The organism is Nguyenibacter vanlangensis, from assembly GCF_013376155.1.
GTDB classification, from domain to species: Bacteria; Pseudomonadota; Alphaproteobacteria; order Acetobacterales; family Acetobacteraceae; genus Gluconacetobacter; species Gluconacetobacter vanlangensis.
Genome location: NZ_JABXXP010000628.1, coordinates 1 through 1,617, shown reverse-complemented (window position 1 = coordinate 1,617; position 1,617 = coordinate 1). Strand labels below are relative to the sequence as shown.

Annotated in this window: 2 protein-coding genes; both read right to left on the bottom strand. The window is 66.7% G+C overall.

Annotation, left to right across the window (positions count from 1 at the left end; translation table 11 throughout):
• Positions 1 to 50 precede the first annotated feature (50 nt).
• Entirely contained in the window at positions 51 to 1,049 is a 999-nt protein-coding gene (gene nadA / locus HUK84_RS17410; protein WP_176641384.1) for a quinolinate synthase NadA, read from the bottom strand.
• 235 nt (positions 1,050 to 1,284) lie between these two features.
• A partial coding sequence (locus HUK84_RS17405; RefSeq protein ID WP_408887828.1) for an NUDIX hydrolase occupies positions 1,285 to 1,617 on the bottom strand: 333 nt, incomplete at its 5' end.

The window sequence follows — 1,617 nt, the reverse complement described above, 5'->3', positions numbered from 1 at the left end:
AACGACCACCTGTCCGGCCAGGCCGGACGGGCCGGGCATGGCGCCGCCGGTCATGCGGCCAGCATCCGTTCCACGGCGCGGCGGCCCCCCGCGACCAGATGCGGGGGGATGGTCACCTCATGACCCATGGTTTCCAGCGCCCGGCGGATCGCCGGCAGGGTGATCCGCTTCATATGCGGGCACAGATTGCACGGACGGACGAAGTCCACCGTGGGGTGCGACGCCGCCAGATTGTCGCTCATGGAACATTCGGTCACCAGCAGCACCTTGCGGTGCGTGCCGCGCGCCACGAAATCCGACATCGCGGCGGTCGATCCCGAGAAATCGGCCTCGGCCACCACCTCGGGCGGGCATTCCGGGTGGGCCAGCACCGCGACGTCGGGGTTTTCCTCGCGCCAGGCGCGGATCTCGCCGGGGGTGAAGCGCTCATGCACCTCGCAATGCCCGGCCCAGGTGATCATCTCGATCCCGGTTTCCTTCTGCACGTTGCGGGCCAGGAATTCGTCCGGGATCATGATCACCCGCTCCACGCCCAGGCTCTCGACGATGCGCCGGGCATTGGCCGAGGTGCAGCAGATGTCGCTTTCGGCCTTCACCTCGGCCGAGCTGTTCACATAGGTCACGACCGGCACGCCGGGATGGGCGCGGCGCAGGGCCCGGACATTCTCCGCCGTGATCGAATCCGCCAGCGAGCAGCCGGCCTGCAGCGACGGGATCAGCACCGTCTTTTCCGGGTTCAGCAGCTTGGCCGTCTCGGCCATGAAATGCACGCCGGCCATGACGATCACCTCGGCGTCCAGTCCCTGCGCCTCGCGCGCCAGGGCCAGGCTGTCGCCGCGGATGTCGGCGATGCAGTGGAAGATCTCGGGCGTCTGGTAGTTGTGCGCCAGGATCACCGCGCGGCGCCGGCGCTTCAGCTCCAGGATGGCGGCGATATCGTCGGCGAACAGCGCCCATTCCATGCGCGGCACGACGCGGGCGACCCGCTCGTACAGCAGGTCCAGCCTGGATGGGGCAGCGAGGCTATCGGGAACGAGGCTATCGGGCATGATCGGCTCCTTCATCATTTATACTCCATATGAGTATAAATGGGCCACAACGACGCACGCGTCTTGTTTCCCCCGATATGCCCCTGCGTCAAGCCGATTGCAGGGGGCTTGCGGCGTCCTTTCCGCCCCGCGCGTGGAAACATGGCCTTTTCCAATGGATTGTCATCGTAAACATATCCGTGAGCATGCGGGCTAATTTCCCAGGGCCTATTTCCCAGGGTCTATCTCCCAGGGCCTACCTCAACGGGCTTAGCGGCAGCTTCGACCCGGTGATACGCCGCGCGCCGATCACCTCGCGGCGGAACCGGAACAGCCTTGCCGGCCGGCCCCTGGTCTCGGGAGCGAACTCCGCCGTTTCCTCCACCAGGTCCTGCTGGGTGATCAGCCGGCGGAAATTCTGCTTGTGCATGGCCTGGCCGGCCACCGCCTCGACCGTGCGCTGCAGGTGCAGCAGCGTGAAACTGTCCGGCATCAGTTCGAAGATCACCGGCCGGTAGCGGATCTTGGCGCGCAGCCGCGCCATCGCCGTGGCCAGGATGCGCCGGCTGTCGCCCGCCATGCCCAGCCC